This window comes from Methylobacterium sp. J-076 (genome assembly GCF_022829405.1).
Taxonomy (GTDB): domain Bacteria; phylum Pseudomonadota; class Alphaproteobacteria; order Rhizobiales; family Beijerinckiaceae; genus Methylobacterium.
Map to the genome: position 1 here is coordinate 144,559 of NZ_JAKSXW010000130.1, position 15,322 is coordinate 159,880.

The window sequence follows — 15,322 nt, forward strand, 5'->3', positions numbered from 1 at the left end:
GCAATCCGGAGCGCGACCTCTTCGGAGGCGGCAGTGCCGGCTGGATTGCTTCGCTCGGCTCGCAATGACGATGGAGAGTGGCGAGGCCAAGGGCTGCACTCGTAGTCGATGGAGGGTATGAGCGACCTCGTGGCCATCGTCGTCGCCCACGACAGCGCCGACGCCCTCCCCGCCTGCCTCGCGGCCCTGGCCCGGGAGGGCGTGCCGGCCCTCGTCGTGGACAATGCCAGCCGCGACGCCACCGTCGCGGTGGCCGGGGCGGCCGGTGCCCGCGTGGTGTGCAACGCCCGCAACGAGGGCTACGGCCGGGCCAACAACATCGGCGTCCGCGCCGCCGCGGGCGCCGCCTGGGTCCTGATCGTCAACCCCGACGTGGAGTTGCAGCCCGGCGCCGCCGCCGCCCTGCGGGACGCCGCGCGGGCCTGGCCCGATGCCGGGCTCCTCGCCCCGCGGATCGTCGAGCCGGACGGGCGGTTCTTCTACCAGCCGCGCTCACTCCTCGCCCCCTACCTCACCAACCCCCCCGGCCGGCGCGACCTGCCCACGGGCGATGCCTGCGCGCCGTTCCTCTCGGGGGCGTGCTTCATGGTCGAACGCGACCTGTTCCTCGCCCTCGGAGGCTTCGACGAGGCGATCTTCCTGTTCTACGAGGACGACGATCTCTGCCGCCGGGTGGCCGATACCGGGCGCTCGCTGGTCCATGTCCACGGGGCGGTGGCGCGGCACGGGCGCGGCCGATCCTCGGCGCCGGCGCGGGGCCGGGTGTTCCGGTCGCGCTGGCATCAGGCGTGGTCGCGGGCCTATGTGAGCCGCAAATACGGCCTGCCGGATCCGAGCCCGTCCACGATGATCGTCAACCTGCCCAAGGCCGCCCTGGCGGTCCTCGCCTTCCGGCGGGCCGGGTTCGAACGCTACGGCGGCTCGGTGGCGGGCGCCTACGCCGCGTGGCGGGGGCGCGGGGCGCTCGGCCGGGAGGGCCTGTCGTGAGCGGCGCGCCGACCATCGCCGAGGCTTTGGCCCGCGGCCCCAACGGCTTCACCGGCCTGCGCCTCGGGCTGGCGCTGGCGGTGGTGGTGTCCCACGCCTTCAGCGTCACCACCGGCGCCGTCTCCGATGAGCCCCTGGCCCGGGCCACGGGCTACACCCTCGGCGAACACGCGGTGAACGGCTTCTTCGCCGTCTCGGGGTTCCTCGTCACCATGAGCTGCGACCGCCGGGGATTGCGGGATTATGTCGTGGCGCGGACCCTGCGCATCCTGCCAGGGCTGGTGGCCGCGACCCTCGTCGTCTCGCTCTTCCTCGGGGCGGCCATGAGCCGGCTGCCGGCCGGCGAATACTGGCGCGATCCGGGCCTGTGGACGTTCATCCGCGGCACCCTCACCACCTTCAAGAGCAACGCCGCGCTGCCCGGCGTGTTCGAGGCGAACCCCTACCGGGCGCCGCTGGGCACCGTCTGGACCCTGAAATACGAGGTGCTCTGCTATTGCGGCGTGGTGGCCGCCTCCCTGTGCGGCCTTTTCCGGCGGCGGTGGCCCGTCGCCCTGCTCTGCCTCGGTCTCGCCGTGGCCCTCGGCTGGGAAATCGCCCTGCACGGCGACGCCCTGCCGAAGGGTACCGAGACGGCCCTGCGCCTGCCCCTGATCTTCGCCGCCGGCGCCGGCCTGTACCTCTGGCGGGACCGGCTGCGCGTCTCCGCTCCGGCGATGCTGTGCCTCGGCATCGCCCTGTTCGTGCTGGCGCGGACGCCCGCCTACCCCCCGCTGCTGTTCCTGGCCTCCGCCTACGCCGCCGTGTGGCTCGCCGTCGGACCCCTGGCGGCGAAGCCCTTCGATCCCCGGGCCGACTTGTCCTACGGGATCTACCTCTACGGCTGGCCGGTGCAGCAGACCCTGCACGCCCTGTGGCCCGCGCCCACGGGCCTCGCCCTGCTGGTGCCCGCGCTGGCGGCGACGCTGCCGGTGGCGGCCCTGTCGTGGTACGCGGTGGAGCGCCCGGCCCTCGCCCTCAAGGCGCGGACCCTCGGGCGCCGGAGCCTCGGTACCATCGAGCCCGCGGGCCCGTGAACGCCACCCTGCCGCCGCGCGCCGCGCTCGATCTGGCCGCCCGTCTGCTCGGCGCGGAGGGGTTTGCGGTCGCGGCCCGGAACGAGCGGGGCGACAGCCTCTATCTCCACCGGCCCGGCAGCCCCTGGCACCTGCGCCTGTCGAACCACGCCCGCACGGCCAAGCAGCGCCGACGGCGCACGGATATCCTCACCAGCCTCATCATCGACGCGCCCCGCTCCGCCGATCAGGTCGCCGCGCTGGTGAGGGGCGCCTTGCGGGATTTCGAGGCGGGGCTCGTCCGGCGGTCGGCGCCCGATCCGTAGACCGCGTGGCCGCCGGGAAGCGATCCAGGGGAGTGCGACGGGAGCCATCGTCCCCCGTCGCGGCCCGCGAAGGGCCTCTTCCTCACTCCGACGTCATGCCCGCGCCGGCCTCGCCGCCGACCCGCGGCGTGCCGTGCACCGACTGGGCCTCCACCACCGCCGCCGCCGTCACGTTGACGATGCCACGGGCGGTCACCGAGGGGGTGAGGATGTGGGCGGGCCTGGCCGGGCCGATCAGCAGCGGCCCGATGGGGAGCGCGTCGGACAGCACCTTGGCGAACTGGAACGCGATGTTGGCCGCGTCGAGATTCGGGAAGATCAGCACGTTGGCGGCGCCCTTCAGACGGGAGCCCGGCAGCACCCGCTCGCGCACCATCTCGGACAGGGCCGAATCCGCCTGCATCTCGCCATCGACCTGAAGGCCCGGGTCCCGCTCCTCGATGATCGCCAGGGCTTCCCGCATCTTCATGGCCGAGGCGGAGTCGGACTGTCCGAAATCCGAATGGCTGAGCAGCGCGATCTTCGGCGTGATGCCGAAGCGGGTCACGTGGTTGGCGCAGGCCTGGGCGATCTCGGCGATCTCCTCGGACGTCGGGTTCGCCCGGACATGGGTGTCGGCCAGGAAGTACGGCCCCTCGTTGGTGATGATCAGGCTCATCGCCGCGAGCTGCTTGATGCCCGGCTGCAGGCCGATCACGTCGCGGATGATCCGCAGCCGCGTCTCGAACCGGCCCTCCAGGCCGCAGATCAGCGCGTCGGCCTCGCCCCGGCGCACGGCGATGGCGCCGATGATGGTGCTGTTGGTGCGCACCAGCGTGCGCGCCGCGTCGGGGGTGATGCCCCGGCGCCCGGCGACGTCCAGGTAGGTCTGGACGAAGGCGCGGTAACGGGGATCGTCCTCGGGATCGATCAGCTCGAAGTCGCGCCCGAGCTTGATCGACAGGCCGAAGCGCTTGAGCCGACTCTCCACCACCCGCGGGCGGCCGACGAGGATCGGCAGGGCGACCCTGTCCTCCACGATGGCCTGCACGGCCCGCAGCACGCGCTCGTCCTCGCCCTCGGCGTAGATCACCCGCTTCGGGTTCTCCTTCGCCTTGGTGAAGAGCGGCTTCATGATGAGGCCGGAGCGGTGGACGAACCGGTCCAGGCTCTCCGTATAGGCCTCGATGTCCTCCAGCGGGCGGCCGGCGACGCCCGAATCCATGGCCGCCTGGGCGACGGCGGGGGCGATGCGCAGGATCAGGCGCGGGTCGAACGGGCTCGGGATCAGCGATTTCGGGCCGAAGGGCCGCGCCTCGCCGCCATAGGCGCGGGCGACGACATCCGAGGTCGTCTCGTGCGCCAGCGCCGCGATGGCCTTCACCGCCGCCTTCTTCATCTCCTCGTTGATCTTGTGGGCACCGACATCGAGGGCGCCGCGGAAGATGTAGGGGAAGCACAGGACGTTGTTGACCTGGTTCGGGAAGTCCGACCGGCCGGTGCAGATCATCGCGTCCGGCCGCTCCTTCTCGGCGAGGTCGGGCAGGATCTCCGGGTAGGGGTTCGCCAGCGCCATGATGAGCGGGTTCGGCGCCATCTCCCGGAGGAATTCGGGCTTCAGCACGCCCCCCGCGGAGAGGCCGATGAACACGTCGGCCCCGGGGATCACCTCCGCCAGGGTCCGCTTGTCGGTGTCCTTGGCGTAGACGTCCTTCCACCGGTCCATCAGCTCGGGGCGCCCCTTGTAGACCACGCCCTTGATGTCCGTGACCGTGATGTTCTCGACCCGCGCACCCAGCGACACGAGCAGGTTGAGGCAGGCGAGCGCCGCCGCGCCCGCGCCCGAGGTGACGATGCGGACGTCCTGCAGGGTCTTGCCGGCGAGCTCCAGCCCGTTCAGCACCGCCGCCGCCACGATGATCGCCGTGCCGTGCTGGTCGTCGTGGAAGACCGGGATGTTCATCCGCGCCCGGCACTGCTCCTCCACCTCGAAGCACTCGGGGGCCTTGATGTCCTCGAGGTTGATGCCGCCGAAGGTCGGCTCCAGGGCGCAGACCACGTCCACCAGCTTGGAGACGTCCTTCTGGTTCACCTCGATGTCGAACACGTCGATGCCGGCGAACTTCTTGAACAGGACGGCCTTGCCCTCCATCACCGGCTTCGAGGCCAGGGGGCCGATGTCGCCGAGGCCGAGCACGGCGGTGCCGTTCGAGAGCACGGCCACGAGGTTCTGCCGGATGGTGAGGGTCGCGGCTTCCTGCGGGTCGTCGTAGATCGCCATGCAGGCGGCGGCGACGCCGGGGGAATAGGCGAGCGCGAGGTCGCGCTGGTTGCCGAGCGGCTTCGTCGCCTGGATCTCGAGCTTTCCGGGCTGCGGCAGCCGATGATAGACGAGCGCCCCGGCCTTGAGGTCATCGGACATGTTGTCGGCCATCGATCGCTCTCCCGCTCGTCCCGTTAGCTGCCGGGCCCTACGGACCGGCGGAGCCGTGCTCTGATGGGTCTGTTGCAACGCCTGCGCAGGGGGCGCAACCCGCTCAACGAAACCCGGCTGCACCTCGCCCGTCTGGCGGGGCGCTACGGATTCTCCATCGGCTCCTATTCCTACGGCCGACCCAAGGTCCGCTTCCCCGAAAGCGGCCGGAAGCTGACGATCGGCCGGTATTGTTCCATCGCCGACAGGGTGGAGATCCTGCTGGGCGGGGACCACCGGTTGGACTGGGCTTCCACCTACCCCTTCGCCGCGATGCGGGGGCACTTTCCGGGGGCCGACGCACCGGAGGATTACCATTCGTCCCGGGGGGACGTGGTGATCGGCCACGACGTGTGGCTCGGCTCGGGCTGCATGATCCTGTCCGGCGTCACGGTGGGGCACGGGGCGGTCGTCGCCGCCCGGGCGGTGGTGACGCGGGACGTGCCCCCCTACGGCGTGGTGGCCGGCAATCCGGCGCGGGTGGTCCGCCACCGCTTCCCGCCGGAGGTGGCGCAGGCCCTCGTGGCGTCGGCCTGGTGGGACCTCCCGCGGGCCGAGGTCGGCCGGCTCGTCCCGCTGCTGCAGAGCGGGCGGATCGACACCCTGCTGGCCGCGTTGCGCGGGGCCGAGGAATCCCGTAACGGCGGGGCCGCGCCCGCACCCCGCGCGGCGCAGGACATCGAACCCGGACCGAGGCGATGAGCGATACGCCCCCCGACCGCCTCGCGGCGCATCCCAGCAGCCCGCATTACGACGAAGCCCTGCTGGAGCGCGGCGTCGGCGTGCGCTTCAACGGCGTCGATAAGACCAATGTCGAGGAATACTGCGTCAGCGAGGGCTGGGTGAGGCTCTCCGCCGGCAAGACCCTCGACCGCGCGGGAAACCCGATGACCGTGAAGCTCAAGGGCACGGTGGAGCCCTATTTCCGCGAGCCGGCAGAGGGCTGACAGGTTTTCCGCGAACCCAGGATCGGGTGGTCCCGCGGCCTCGCGCGAGTCCCCTCCCCCCTGTGGGGAGGGATTGGGGTGGGGGTGGTGCCGGGTGAAGCGCCCCGGTGCCTCCTGAACCACCCCACCTCCCGCTCATGCCCCCCGATCAGTTGAACAGGATCCGCCCGTCGAGGCCGATGATGCGGCCGAGGCCGCGCACCCGGTTCAGGAGCCGGTCGCCGCTGAGGGCGGTCCACTCCACCGGCAGGCGCAGGGTGACGCGACCGTCCTCGACGGTCAGAGGCGCCCGCGGCAGGGCGCCGTCCATCCCCGCCGAGACCGGAAAGGCCACCCGCAACAGCGCGCCGAGCAGCCGGGCCCGCTCGAAGAAGCGCGGCCCGGCGAGGGCGCGCAGGATCGGATTGGCCTTCTCCGGCGCGACGCCGATATGGCGGGAGGACACGGCGAGGCTGAGATAGGCCCGGCCGGGGTGGTCCACGCCGACGAAGGCCGCGTTCTGGATCACCGCGATGCTCTGCTCGCCCCGGTAATCCGGATGCGCCCGCCAGCCGACATCGGCCAGGAGGCACGCGGCGTGGCGCAGGCGGCGCTCGTCGGCCGTCTCCGGCCCGTCGAGGGTCGCCACGAACCGGTCGGTCCAGGCGATCAGCTCCTCGCCATGGCCCGGGGCCCGCGCCCGCAGGGCGTTGAACTCCGCCGCCGAGGCGAGGAGCGGGTCGACGAGCCGCGTGTCCCGGTCGAGCTGCTCGAACAGCAAACCCTCGCGGACGCCCGAGGCGGAGATCGCCACGGCGCGGGGCCGCCCGACCCGGATGATCTCCTCCAGCACCAGCGCGCCGTAGGCGAGGAGCGGGCGCCGCGCCTCGGAGACGGCCTCGACGTCCTGGAGCTGCGACGCGTCGGTCTGCTCCACGATCTGGAGGAAGCTCAGCTCGTCGGTGGGATCGACCGTGTACCCGTGCATCACGTGGACCGGGTAGCCCCGCGAGGCCTGATGCAGCCGGGCGATGGCCCGCCACGTGCCGCCGACCGCGTAGAAGGTCCGGCCCTTCAGGGTCTCCAGTTGCGGGGCAGCCTTGCGCATGTGCTCGCGGACGAGCTTGCCGGCCTTCTTGATGGAGCCGCCGGAGAGGTCCTGCAGGGTGAGGCCCCCGAGGGGCATCGTCACCCCCTGTCCGACGACGGTGCCCCGCACATCCACCAGTTCGAGGGAGCCGCCGCCCATGTCGCCCACCACCCCGTCCGGGGCGTGGAAGCCGGAGACGACGCCGAGGGCCGACAGCTCGGCCTCCCGGCGGCCGGAGAGGAGCTGGATCTGCTGCCCGCAGGCCTCTTCGGCGGCGCGGAGGAAGTCGGGCCCGTTCTGCGCGTCGCGGGCCGCCGCCGTGGCGAGCACGAAGACCTGGGAGACCCGCATCGTCCGGCACAGCACGCGGAACCGCGCCAGGGCCGCGAGCGCCTTGGTCACCGCCTCGTCGGCGAGGCGGCCCGTGGTGAAGACGTTCCGGCCGAGGCCGCACAGCACCTTCTCATTGTACATCGGCGTCGGCGCCCGGTTGAGCCCGTCATACGCGACGAGCCGCACCGAGTTGGAGCCGATGTCGATGATGGCCACCGGCCGGGACCGGTCGGTGCGGATCTTCTCCGCGAAGGCCGCGGGGGTGAGGATGGCGCTGGGGCTTGCCAAGCGGATCGGTCCTAGTCGTTCTGCGTGACGCGGGCACGCCGGCTGAGCGCCCGCGGGCTCGACTTCTTCGAGGACTTGCCGCGGCCCGACAGGCTCGGGTTCGTCATGAAGTACTTGTGGGCGTTGAAGGGCTCCTCGCCGTCCGAGGGCTGGATCCGCTCGCATCCGCCCGAGGCCAGCACGCGCCAGCTCTGCCGGTTGTCGAGCAGGTTCGCCAGCATGATCTGGTCCAGAACCTGTTGATGGACCGTGGGGTTGGTGATCGGCAGCAGGGCCTCCACGCGCCGGTCGAGGTTGCGGCTCATCAGGTCCGCCGAGGAGATGTAGACGATCGCCTTGGGATGCGGCAGTCCGACCCCGTTGCCGAAGGCGTAGATGCGCCCGTGCTCGAGGAAGCGCCCGACGATCGACTTCACCCGGATCGTCTCCGACAGGCCGGGGATGCCCGGCCGCAGGCAGCAGATGCCGCGCACCACGCAATCGATCTGAACCCCCGCCGCCGACGCGTCGTAGAGCGCGTCGATAATCTGCTGGTCCACCAGGGAGTTGCACTTGATCCAGATCGCGGCAGGCCGCCCGGCCTTCGCGTGGGCGACCTCCGTCTCGATATGCTCCAGAAGCCGGTTCTTGAGGGTGAGCGGCGAGACGCCCATGCGCTCCAGTTCGGCGGGCTCGGCATAGCCGGTGATGAAGTTAAAGATCCGGCTGACGTCCCGGGCGATGGCCGGGTCGGCCGTGAAGAACGACAGGTCGGTGTAGATGCGCGCCGTGATCGGGTGATAGTTGCCCGTGCCCACATGGCAGTAGGTGACGAGCCGGTCGCCCTCCCGGCGGACCACCATCGACAGCTTGGCGTGGGTCTTCAGCTCCACGAAGCCGAACACCACCTGCGCGCCGGCCTTCTCCAGGTTGCGCGCCCAGCGGATGTTCGCTTCCTCATCGAAGCGCGCCTTCAGCTCCACCAGGGCCGTCACCGACTTCCCCAGCTCCGCCGCCTCGGCCAGCGCCGCCACGATGGGCGAGTTCGAGGAGGTGCGGTAGAGGGTCTGCTTGATGGCGATGACGTTCGGGTCCCGGGCCGCCTGGGCCAGGAACTGCACCACCGAGTCGAACGACTCGTAGGGGTGGTGGACGATGAAGTCCTTCTGCCGGATCGCGGCGAAGACGTCCCCGCCGCTCTCGCGGATGCGCTCGGGGAAGCGCGGCGTGTAGGGCTTGAACTTGAGGTCGGGCCGGTCGATCCCGACGATCTGCGACAGCTCGTTGAGGGCGAGCATCCCCTCCACGAGGAACACGGCGTCGGACGAGATCTCCAACTCGTCCACGACGAAGTTGCGCAGTTCCTCCGACATGCCCGCCTCGACCTCGATGCGGATCACCACCCCGCGGCGGCGCTGCTTGAGGGCGGATTCGAAGTGGAGGACGAGGTCCTCGGCCTCCTCCTCGATCTCGAGGTCGGAATCGCGCACCACCCGGAACGCCCCCTGCCCCTTCACGAGGTAGCCGGGGAACAGGCGGCCGGTGAACATCACGATCACCTGCTCGATGGCGATGAACCGGGCCTGGGAATCGCCCTCCGCCGCGGGCAGGCGCACGAAGCGGTCGAGCAGGCCCGGCATGCGGATCAGCGCCCGCAGCACCCGCCCGTCCCGGGGGCGCACCAGCATCAGCGCCAGCGTCGTGCCGAGGTTCGGGATGAACGGGAACGGGTGGGCGGGGTCGATCGCCAGCGGCGTCAGCACGGGGAAGACGTAGGTGAGGAAGTAGTCCTCCAGCCACGCGGCCTGGTCGGCCGACAGGTCCGAGGGTTCCACGAGGTCGATCTCGGAGGTGTGGAGCTCCTGCCGCAGCTCCCGCCAGCGCTGCTGCTGGTCGGCCGCCAGCGTCGCCACCTCGGCCCCGATCCGCGCCAGCTGCTCGGACGGGCTCAGCCCGTCCTGCGAGGGCATCGTGATGCCGGCGCGGACCTGATCGTGCAGGCCGGCGACGCGGACCATGAAGAACTCGTCCAGGTTGTTGGCCGAGATCGAGAGGAAGCGCAGCTGCTCCAGTAGCGGGTGGTTGCCGTTGGACGCCTCCTCCAGCACCCGCCGGTTGAACTGGAGCCAAGACAACTCGCGGTTGACGAAGCGTTCCGGCGCGTGGCGCAGGCTGCGCCCGGCCTCGACCACCGGATCCCTCGCCGGGCCGATGGGCGCCGCTGCCGGCTCCGCCACGGCGGGAGAGGTGGGCCACTCGTCGCCGACATCGGCCGCCGGGCTCGCTTCATCGGTCTTCGGGCGCGCCGGGCGGCGGGAGGGCGTCTGCCGGCGGGCAGCCGGGGGCTGGGCCGCCGCGGCAGCCGTGCCATCCGCCGTATCCCCCTTCTCCTTGTCGTCGAAGGGCTTGGGCGTCGAGTCCATCGGAATGTCCCGTCTTTTCGTATCGCCGGTCGCGCGCCCCTTACCACCCGACCTGCGGCGGCGTCACGACAGTTCCATGACAGTCGGTGGCGCTACGGGTCGCCGTCCTCCGCCGCCCCGTCGAGGCCCATGCGCCGCAGGACGGCGACCGCCAGGGGCCGGCTGATCCGCCGGCCGCGGCCGAGGGCGTCCCGGTCGAGTTCGGCGACCACGTCCCGGGCCCGGCCGAGGGAGCGGTCGATGCGCAGGGCGACGGCCTCGATCACCCCGAGATCGACGATGAGCTGCCGATCCACGAACAGTTTCACCAGCACGGCCCTGAGCAGGGCGTCGTCCGGCGCCTCGATGGCCACGCCGGGGGCCAGCCGCAGGCGCGAGCGCAGGTCCGGCGTCGCCAGACCGAGGGCATCGATGGCCCGCCCGCTGGTGAGGAGGACCGGGCTGCCCCGCTCCCGGGCGAGGTTGAGCAGGTGGAACAGGGCCGCCTCGTCGCGGCCCTCCGGCCTGTCCACATCCTCCACCACGAGGGCTCCGTTGGAGGCGAGGTGCTGCACCCGCTCGTGCGTCACGGCGGAGGCTGGCACGGTCCAGGCATGGGCGCGCTCCGCCCAGATCGCCGCGAGGTGGCTCTTGCCGCTGCCCGCCGGCCCGGTGAGCATCAGCACCCGGTCGGGCCAGTCGGGCCATGCCTCGATCAGCCCGTAGGCCGCCTCGTTGGCGTCGCCCACGAGGAAATCCTCGCGCCCGTAGCGGGGATCGAAGGGCAGGTCGAAGGTGAGTTGCCGGGGCGGGGAGTCGTTGGGCATGTCGCGCGAGGGTCGGGACTCGGCCCGCGCAGGTCAAGTCTCCCGGCGCCGGCATATCAGGGGCGACTCGCGCGACGGGCCGCGACCCGCTAGAGCGGTGCCGCAATCAGTTCGGGATGGCGCTGGCATGACGGCGGACGAGAAGGGCCTCACCTACGCGCAGGCGGGCGTCGACATCGACGCCGGCAACGCCATGGTGGAGACGATCAAGCCCCTGGTGCGCTCGACACGCCGGCCCGGGGCCGATGCGGAGATCGGCGGCTTCGGCGGCCTGTTCGACCTGAAGGCCGCGGGCTTCCGCGATCCGATCCTCGTGGCGGCCAACGACGGCGTCGGCACGAAGGTGAAGATCGCCATCGAGACCGGCCGGCACGACACGATCGGCATCGACCTCGTGGCGATGTGCGTGAACGACCTCGTGGTGCAGGGCGCCGAGCCCCTGTTCTTCCTCGACTACTATGCCACCGGCAAGCTCGTCCCCGGCGTCGGCGCCGACATCGTCCGCGGCATCGCCGAGGGCTGCCGGCAGGCGGGCTGCGCGCTGATCGGCGGGGAGACCGCCGAGATGCCGGGCCTCTACGACGGGTCGGATTACGACCTCGCCGGCTTCTCGGTGGGCGCGGCCGAGCGCGGCACGCTGCTGCCGAAACCCGGGATCGCCCCCGGCGACGTGGTGTTCGGGCTGCGCTCCTCCGGCGTCCATTCCAACGGCTACTCGCTGGTGCGGCGGATCGTGGCCCGCACCGGCCTCGGCTGGGATGCGCCCGCGCCCTTCGATCCCGCCCGCAGCCTCGGCGACGCCCTGCTGGAGCCCACGCGGATCTACGTGAAGCCCCTCCTCGCGGCGCTCCGCGCCACCGACGGCATCCGGGCGCTGGCCCACATCACCGGCGGCGGCTTCCCCGACAATCTCCCCCGCGTCCTTCCCGACGACATCGGCATCGAGGTCGATCTCGGCGCGCTGACCCCGCCGCCGGTCTTCGGCTGGCTCGCCCGGGAGGGCGGCGTCGCGCAGGCCGAGATGCTGCGCACCTTCAATTGCGGGATCGGCATGGTGGTGGTGGCCGCCGCCGGCTCCGACGATGCGGTCGCGCAGGCGTTGACCGCGGCGGGCGAGGCGCCGGTGCGGCTCGGGCGGATCACCGCCCGGGGCGCCGAGCCGGTGACCTTCACGGGCAGCCTGAAGCTCTGATGGCGGTGCCGGCCAAGGTCCGCGTCGCGATCCTCATTTCCGGCCGCGGGTCGAACATGGTCGCCCTGGTCGAGGCCGCCCGCGATCCGGCCTTCCCGGCGGAGATCGTCCTCGTCCTGTCGAACGACTCCGGGGCCGAGGGACTGTCCCGGGCGGCGGCCGCGGGCATCCCGACGAAGGCCCTCGACCACCGGTCCTATCCCGACCGCGCGACCTTCGATGCGGCCATCGACGCGGCACTCCGCGAGGCCGGCGCCGAGCTGGTCTGCCTCGCCGGCTTCATGCGGATCCTGACCGACGGGTTCGTGGAGGGATGGGCCGGGCGGATGCTGAACATCCACCCGTCCCTGCTGCCGCTGTTCAAGGGCACGCACACCCACGCCCAGGCCCTGGCGGCGGGCGTGCGCCTGCACGGCTGCACGGTGCATTTCGTGGTGCCCGAGCTCGATGCCGGCCCCATCGTCGCCCAGGCGGCGGTGCCGGTGCGCCAGGGCGACGACCCCGACAGCCTCGCCGCGCGGGTCATCGTGCAGGAACGCCGCCTCTACCCGGCAGCCCTCGCCCTGGTGGCGGGCGGCAAGGCCCGCCTCGACGCCGGCCGCGTGGTGATCGACGCCGTCCCGTCCGAGGGCGTGCTGTTCAGCCTGTAGGGAGCCGGCCCCTTCCCCTCCCGACCTCGGGAGTGGCAGGCGGGGCGGGCTCTCTGCAGGGCTCGGCGTCCCTCTCCGTCATGACGAGCGAAACGAAGCCATCCACGGACGCTTCCGACCGTGGCGGATGCCTAGGTTGCTTCGCTGGCGCTCGCCGTGACGGCGCGGGAAATCAGACCGGGCGCTGCAGCTTGCAGGCGTCGAGGGCCGAGAGGGCCTTGGCGCGGGCGCTGTCGTTGAAGTAGCCGGTGGCGCGGTAGGCGTCGAGCTCGGACTCGTCGAGGCTGCGGAGGGTCTGCTTGGCGTAGCAGCCGCAGGGGCGGTCGAGGGAGGCTTCGGGGGCGCTGGTGATGCGGGCCTGGACGACGGCGCAGGCGTGGCGCACGCGGCCTTCGAGGTTGGTCTTCGACGCGGTCTTGAGGGCCGGGTCGGGCTGGTACTGCTCGAAGGGTGCCGAGGACCCGCTCGCGAGGGCGGCGGTGGCGCCGAGGGCGAGGAGGCCGGTCGCGATCAGCAGGCGGAGGCGGGTCGTCATCGTATCGTGGTCCCAGGGCTCAAGGTGTTTGACCGGGTTCCCTGGTCGCCCCGGCGCTCCGCGCCGTCAATGACGGGGCGGACACACCCTGCGGTCTTCATGCCGGCGGCCCCGTTGCGGGGGCGAGCCGGCGGGGCTGTGTGCCCCGCCGGCCACCGTCGCCTCAGGCGGTGATGTCGGAATCCTTGAAGAACTGCGCGATCTCGAGCTGCGCGTTCTCCTGGCTGTCGGAGCCGTGGACGGTGTTCTCGCCGACGGACTCGGCGAACTGCTTGCGGATGGTGCCCTCGGCGGCCTGGGCCGGGTTGGTGGCGCCCATCACCTCACGGTACTTGGCGACGGCGTTCTCGCCTTCCAGCACCTGCACCACGACGGGGCCCGAGGTCATGAACTCCACGAGCTCGCCGTAGAACGGACGCTCCTTGTGGACCTCGTAGAACTTCTCGGCCTGGGCCTTGGTCATCTGGATGCGGCGCTGGCCGACGATGCGCAGGCCCGCGCCCTCGATCAGGGCGTTGACCGCCCCGGTGACGTTGCGGCGGGTCGCATCGGGCTTGAGGATCGAGAAGGTGCGCTCGGTGGCCATGGTCCGTCGTCTTTCTGTCGGGAAATCGGGCTGGGCGGAAAGTCGGGCGTGGATCGGGCGCACGAACCGTGTCCGCATCGCTCCGCGGCCCAAAGTCTCCGCAAAAACGCGTCTCTCGCGAAATCCCTTGGGCGGCGGGCTTATAGCCTTGCGCTCCCCCTGCCTCAACCCGGGCCGCTACCGGACGGGGGCGGCGTGGGAAAACCGGGGAAACGTGGCGGTGCCGCAACACCGCCGGAAAATCGCCCGATTGCGGGGGCCTCATCGCCGCATCGGGTCCGGCATCGCCGCCGGACCATTCAACCGGAGCTGTCCATGAAGCCGATCCTGCGCATCGCCCTCAGCCCCGCCTTCGTCCTCGCCGGCCTCACCGCCGCCCAGGCCGAGATGCCGAAGGACCCGTCGGGGACGTGGCTGACCGGCGACGGCCGCGCCAAGATCCAGATCGACCGTTGCGGCGCCAACCAGCATTTCGTCTGCGGCAAGGTGGTGTGGCTGAAGGTGGCGACCACCGACGCCGGTGCCCCGCGCACCGACATCAAGAACCCCGATCCCAAGAAGCGCGCCCGCCCGGTGATCGGCCTCCAGCTCATCGACAGCCTGAAGCCGGAGGAGGACAAGTTCTCGGGGCAGATCTACAATGTCGAGGAGGGCAAGACCTACGACGTGAGCATGGAGCGCGAGAGCGAGTCCGAACTCAGCGTCTCGGGTTGCCTGCTGAAGATCCTCTGCGGCTCGCAGACCTGGACCCGCGTGCCGGGGGTGAACCAGCAGGCGAACAAGAACTGACGCCCGGCCCCCGCCCCGCCGCCCCCCGCGCCGGGACGGGTTCGGGGCGGTCGGCTAGGGCCCTCGAACCGGCCCGGCCCCTCAGATCGCGGCGAGGCCCCGCTGCACGGCGGGCCTCGCCAGCACCCGCTCCAGCCAGCGGGCGACGTTCGGCAGGGTGGCGATCTCGACGCCCTGCTTGAAGTTGAGCTTGGCCCAGGTCACCGTGGCGATGTCGGCGATGGAGTAGGTGTCCGCGATGTACTCGCGGCCCTCCAGCCGGCGCTCCAGCACGCCGTAGAGCCGCCGCGCCTCCGTGGTGAACCGGTCGATGGCGTAGGGCACCTTCTCGGACGCGTAGATCTTGAAGTGGTGCGTCTGCCCGAGCATCGGGCCGAAGCCCGCCACCTGCCAGAACAGCCATTCGTCCACCACCACCCGCGCCCGCTCGTCGGTGGGGTAGAGCTGGCCCGTCTTGCGGCCGAGATACTGGAGGATGGCCCCCGACTCGAAGATCGAGATCGGCTGGCCCCCGGGGCCGTCGGGATCGACGATGGCCGGGATCTTGTTGTTGGGCGAGATCGTCAGGAAATCCGCCGCGAACTGCTCGTTCTTGGCGATGTTCACGGGCATGACCCTGTAGGGCAGCCCGCACTCCTCCAGCATGATCGGGACCTTCCAACCGTTCGGCGTGCTCCAGGTGTGCACGTCGATCGGCCGGGCGCTGACCGCTGCCATCACACGATTCTCCTCGGACCGACACCGGCGGTCCACCCCGGTCTTCGCGTCCTGCGGAGTGAAGACGATTTCGGCCGCCCGCTCAAGCCGCTTGGCGTGGGAGTCTCACGTGTTCGTGACGGGACGGTGCCGCGACGCGGGCGGTTCGGGCTCGACCTTGGCCGGAACCCGTGCCTCGTTTTCACCGC

General features: G+C 71.4%; 15 protein-coding genes. 8 read left to right on the forward strand and 7 right to left on the reverse strand.

The window, feature by feature from the left end; translation table 11 throughout:
• Positions 1–117: 117 nt before the first annotated feature.
• The 3 genes from MKK53_RS14725 to MKK53_RS14735 are packed head-to-tail and all read left to right on the forward strand — an operon-like array spanning position 118 to position 2,368.
• Positions 118–987 (forward strand): glycosyltransferase, encoded by an 870-nt coding sequence (locus MKK53_RS14725; RefSeq protein WP_243929442.1) that lies wholly within the window; start codon positions 118–120, stop codon positions 985–987.
• Positions 984–2,063, forward strand: a complete 1,080-nt coding sequence (locus tag MKK53_RS14730; protein ID WP_243929443.1) for an acyltransferase family protein — start codon at positions 984–986, stop codon at positions 2,061–2,063. The genes MKK53_RS14725 and MKK53_RS14730 overlap by 4 nt, the downstream gene beginning before the upstream one ends.
• Positions 2,060–2,368, forward strand: coding sequence for a hypothetical protein (locus MKK53_RS14735; protein ID WP_243929444.1), 309 nt, complete (start codon positions 2,060–2,062; stop codon positions 2,366–2,368). The genes MKK53_RS14730 and MKK53_RS14735 overlap by 4 nt, the downstream gene beginning before the upstream one ends.
• A gap of 82 nt (positions 2,369–2,450) precedes the next feature.
• On the opposite strand, the gene MKK53_RS14740 is transcribed toward MKK53_RS14735, so the two are convergent.
• Entirely contained in the window at positions 2,451–4,781 is a 2,331-nt protein-coding gene (locus MKK53_RS14740; protein WP_279599041.1) for an NADP-dependent malic enzyme, read from the reverse strand.
• Positions 4,782–4,853: 72 nt separating this feature from the next.
• On the opposite strand from MKK53_RS14740, the gene MKK53_RS14745 reads away from it, so the two are divergent.
• Positions 4,854–5,522 (forward strand): CatB-related O-acetyltransferase, encoded by a 669-nt coding sequence (locus MKK53_RS14745; RefSeq protein ID WP_243929531.1) that lies wholly within the window; start codon positions 4,854–4,856, stop codon positions 5,520–5,522.
• Positions 5,519–5,767 (forward strand): DUF3297 family protein, encoded by a 249-nt coding sequence (locus tag MKK53_RS14750; protein ID WP_243929445.1) that lies wholly within the window; start codon positions 5,519–5,521, stop codon positions 5,765–5,767. The genes MKK53_RS14745 and MKK53_RS14750 overlap by 4 nt, the downstream gene beginning before the upstream one ends.
• A 148-nt stretch (positions 5,768–5,915) precedes the next feature.
• On the opposite strand, the gene ppx is transcribed toward MKK53_RS14750, so the two are convergent.
• The 3 genes from ppx to MKK53_RS14765 all read right to left on the reverse strand — a co-directional run bounded on the left by ppx (position 5,916) and on the right by MKK53_RS14765 (position 10,665).
• The gene (gene ppx / locus MKK53_RS14755; protein ID WP_279599042.1) at positions 5,916–7,457 is read right to left on the reverse strand and encodes an exopolyphosphatase; all 1,542 of its coding nucleotides are present in this window, start codon (positions 7,455–7,457) and stop codon (positions 5,916–5,918) included.
• 11 nt (positions 7,458–7,468) lie between these two features.
• Positions 7,469–9,859, reverse strand: a complete 2,391-nt coding sequence (locus MKK53_RS14760) for an RNA degradosome polyphosphate kinase (RefSeq protein ID WP_243929446.1) — start codon at positions 9,857–9,859, stop codon at positions 7,469–7,471.
• Positions 9,860–9,951: 92 nt separating this feature from the next.
• A complete protein-coding gene (locus MKK53_RS14765; protein ID WP_243929447.1) occupies positions 9,952–10,665 on the reverse strand; it encodes a DnaA ATPase domain-containing protein in 714 nt (237 codons plus the stop codon).
• A gap of 127 nt (positions 10,666–10,792) precedes the next feature.
• On the opposite strand from MKK53_RS14765, the gene purM reads away from it, so the two are divergent.
• Together purM and purN are read left to right on the forward strand one after the other, a co-directional pair.
• Complete coding sequence (gene purM / locus MKK53_RS14770; protein WP_243929448.1) at positions 10,793–11,857, forward strand: phosphoribosylformylglycinamidine cyclo-ligase; 1,065 nt, start codon at positions 10,793–10,795, stop codon at positions 11,855–11,857.
• Positions 11,857–12,507: a phosphoribosylglycinamide formyltransferase gene (purN, locus tag MKK53_RS14775; protein WP_243929449.1), complete on the forward strand. Its 651-nt coding sequence runs from the start codon at positions 11,857–11,859 to the stop codon at positions 12,505–12,507. The genes purM and purN overlap by 1 nt, the downstream gene beginning before the upstream one ends.
• 172 nt (positions 12,508–12,679) lie before the next feature.
• Here purN and MKK53_RS14780 read toward each other — a convergent pair whose 3' ends face one another.
• Both MKK53_RS14780 and ndk read right to left on the reverse strand, forming a co-directional pair.
• Positions 12,680–13,042 carry a hypothetical protein gene (locus tag MKK53_RS14780; RefSeq protein WP_243929450.1) on the reverse strand — a complete coding sequence of 121 codons (363 nt, stop codon included), beginning with the start codon at positions 13,040–13,042 and terminating at the stop codon, positions 12,680–12,682.
• Between the two features lie 163 nt (positions 13,043–13,205).
• A complete protein-coding gene (ndk, locus tag MKK53_RS14785) occupies positions 13,206–13,628 on the reverse strand; it encodes a nucleoside-diphosphate kinase (protein WP_243929451.1) in 423 nt (140 codons plus the stop codon).
• Positions 13,629–13,955: 327 nt separating this feature from the next.
• Between ndk and MKK53_RS14790 the strand changes: the two genes are divergently transcribed.
• Positions 13,956–14,417 (forward strand): DUF2147 domain-containing protein, encoded by a 462-nt coding sequence (locus MKK53_RS14790; protein ID WP_243929533.1) that lies wholly within the window; start codon positions 13,956–13,958, stop codon positions 14,415–14,417.
• 81 nt (positions 14,418–14,498) lie between these two features.
• Here MKK53_RS14790 and MKK53_RS14795 read toward each other — a convergent pair whose 3' ends face one another.
• Complete coding sequence (locus MKK53_RS14795; RefSeq protein ID WP_243929452.1) at positions 14,499–15,134, reverse strand: glutathione S-transferase N-terminal domain-containing protein; 636 nt, start codon at positions 15,132–15,134, stop codon at positions 14,499–14,501.
• Positions 15,135–15,322 lie beyond the last annotated feature (188 nt).

What these genes read in the sequence shown, in the direction of transcription:
- MKK53_RS14725 (WP_243929442.1), top strand. Translation starts at nt 118, where the DNA reads ATGAGCGACCTCGTGGCCATCGTCGTCGCCCACGACAGCGCCGACGCC.
- MKK53_RS14740 (WP_279599041.1), bottom strand. Translation starts at nt 4,781, where the DNA reads ATGGCCGACAACATGTCCGATGACCTCAAGGCCGGGGCGCTCGTCTAT.
- MKK53_RS14750 (WP_243929445.1), top strand. Translation starts at nt 5,519, where the DNA reads ATGAGCGATACGCCCCCCGACCGCCTCGCGGCGCATCCCAGCAGCCCG.
- MKK53_RS14760 (WP_243929446.1), bottom strand. Translation starts at nt 9,859, where the DNA reads ATGGACTCGACGCCCAAGCCCTTCGACGACAAGGAGAAGGGGGATACG.
- MKK53_RS14765 (WP_243929447.1), bottom strand. Translation starts at nt 10,665, where the DNA reads ATGCCCAACGACTCCCCGCCCCGGCAACTCACCTTCGACCTGCCCTTC.
- purM (WP_243929448.1), top strand. Translation starts at nt 10,793, where the DNA reads ATGACGGCGGACGAGAAGGGCCTCACCTACGCGCAGGCGGGCGTCGAC.
- purN (WP_243929449.1), top strand. Translation starts at nt 11,857, where the DNA reads ATGGCGGTGCCGGCCAAGGTCCGCGTCGCGATCCTCATTTCCGGCCGC.
- MKK53_RS14780 (WP_243929450.1), bottom strand. Translation starts at nt 13,042, where the DNA reads ATGACGACCCGCCTCCGCCTGCTGATCGCGACCGGCCTCCTCGCCCTC.
- ndk (WP_243929451.1), bottom strand. Translation starts at nt 13,628, where the DNA reads ATGGCCACCGAGCGCACCTTCTCGATCCTCAAGCCCGATGCGACCCGC.
- MKK53_RS14795 (WP_243929452.1), bottom strand. Translation starts at nt 15,134, where the DNA reads ATGGCAGCGGTCAGCGCCCGGCCGATCGACGTGCACACCTGGAGCACG.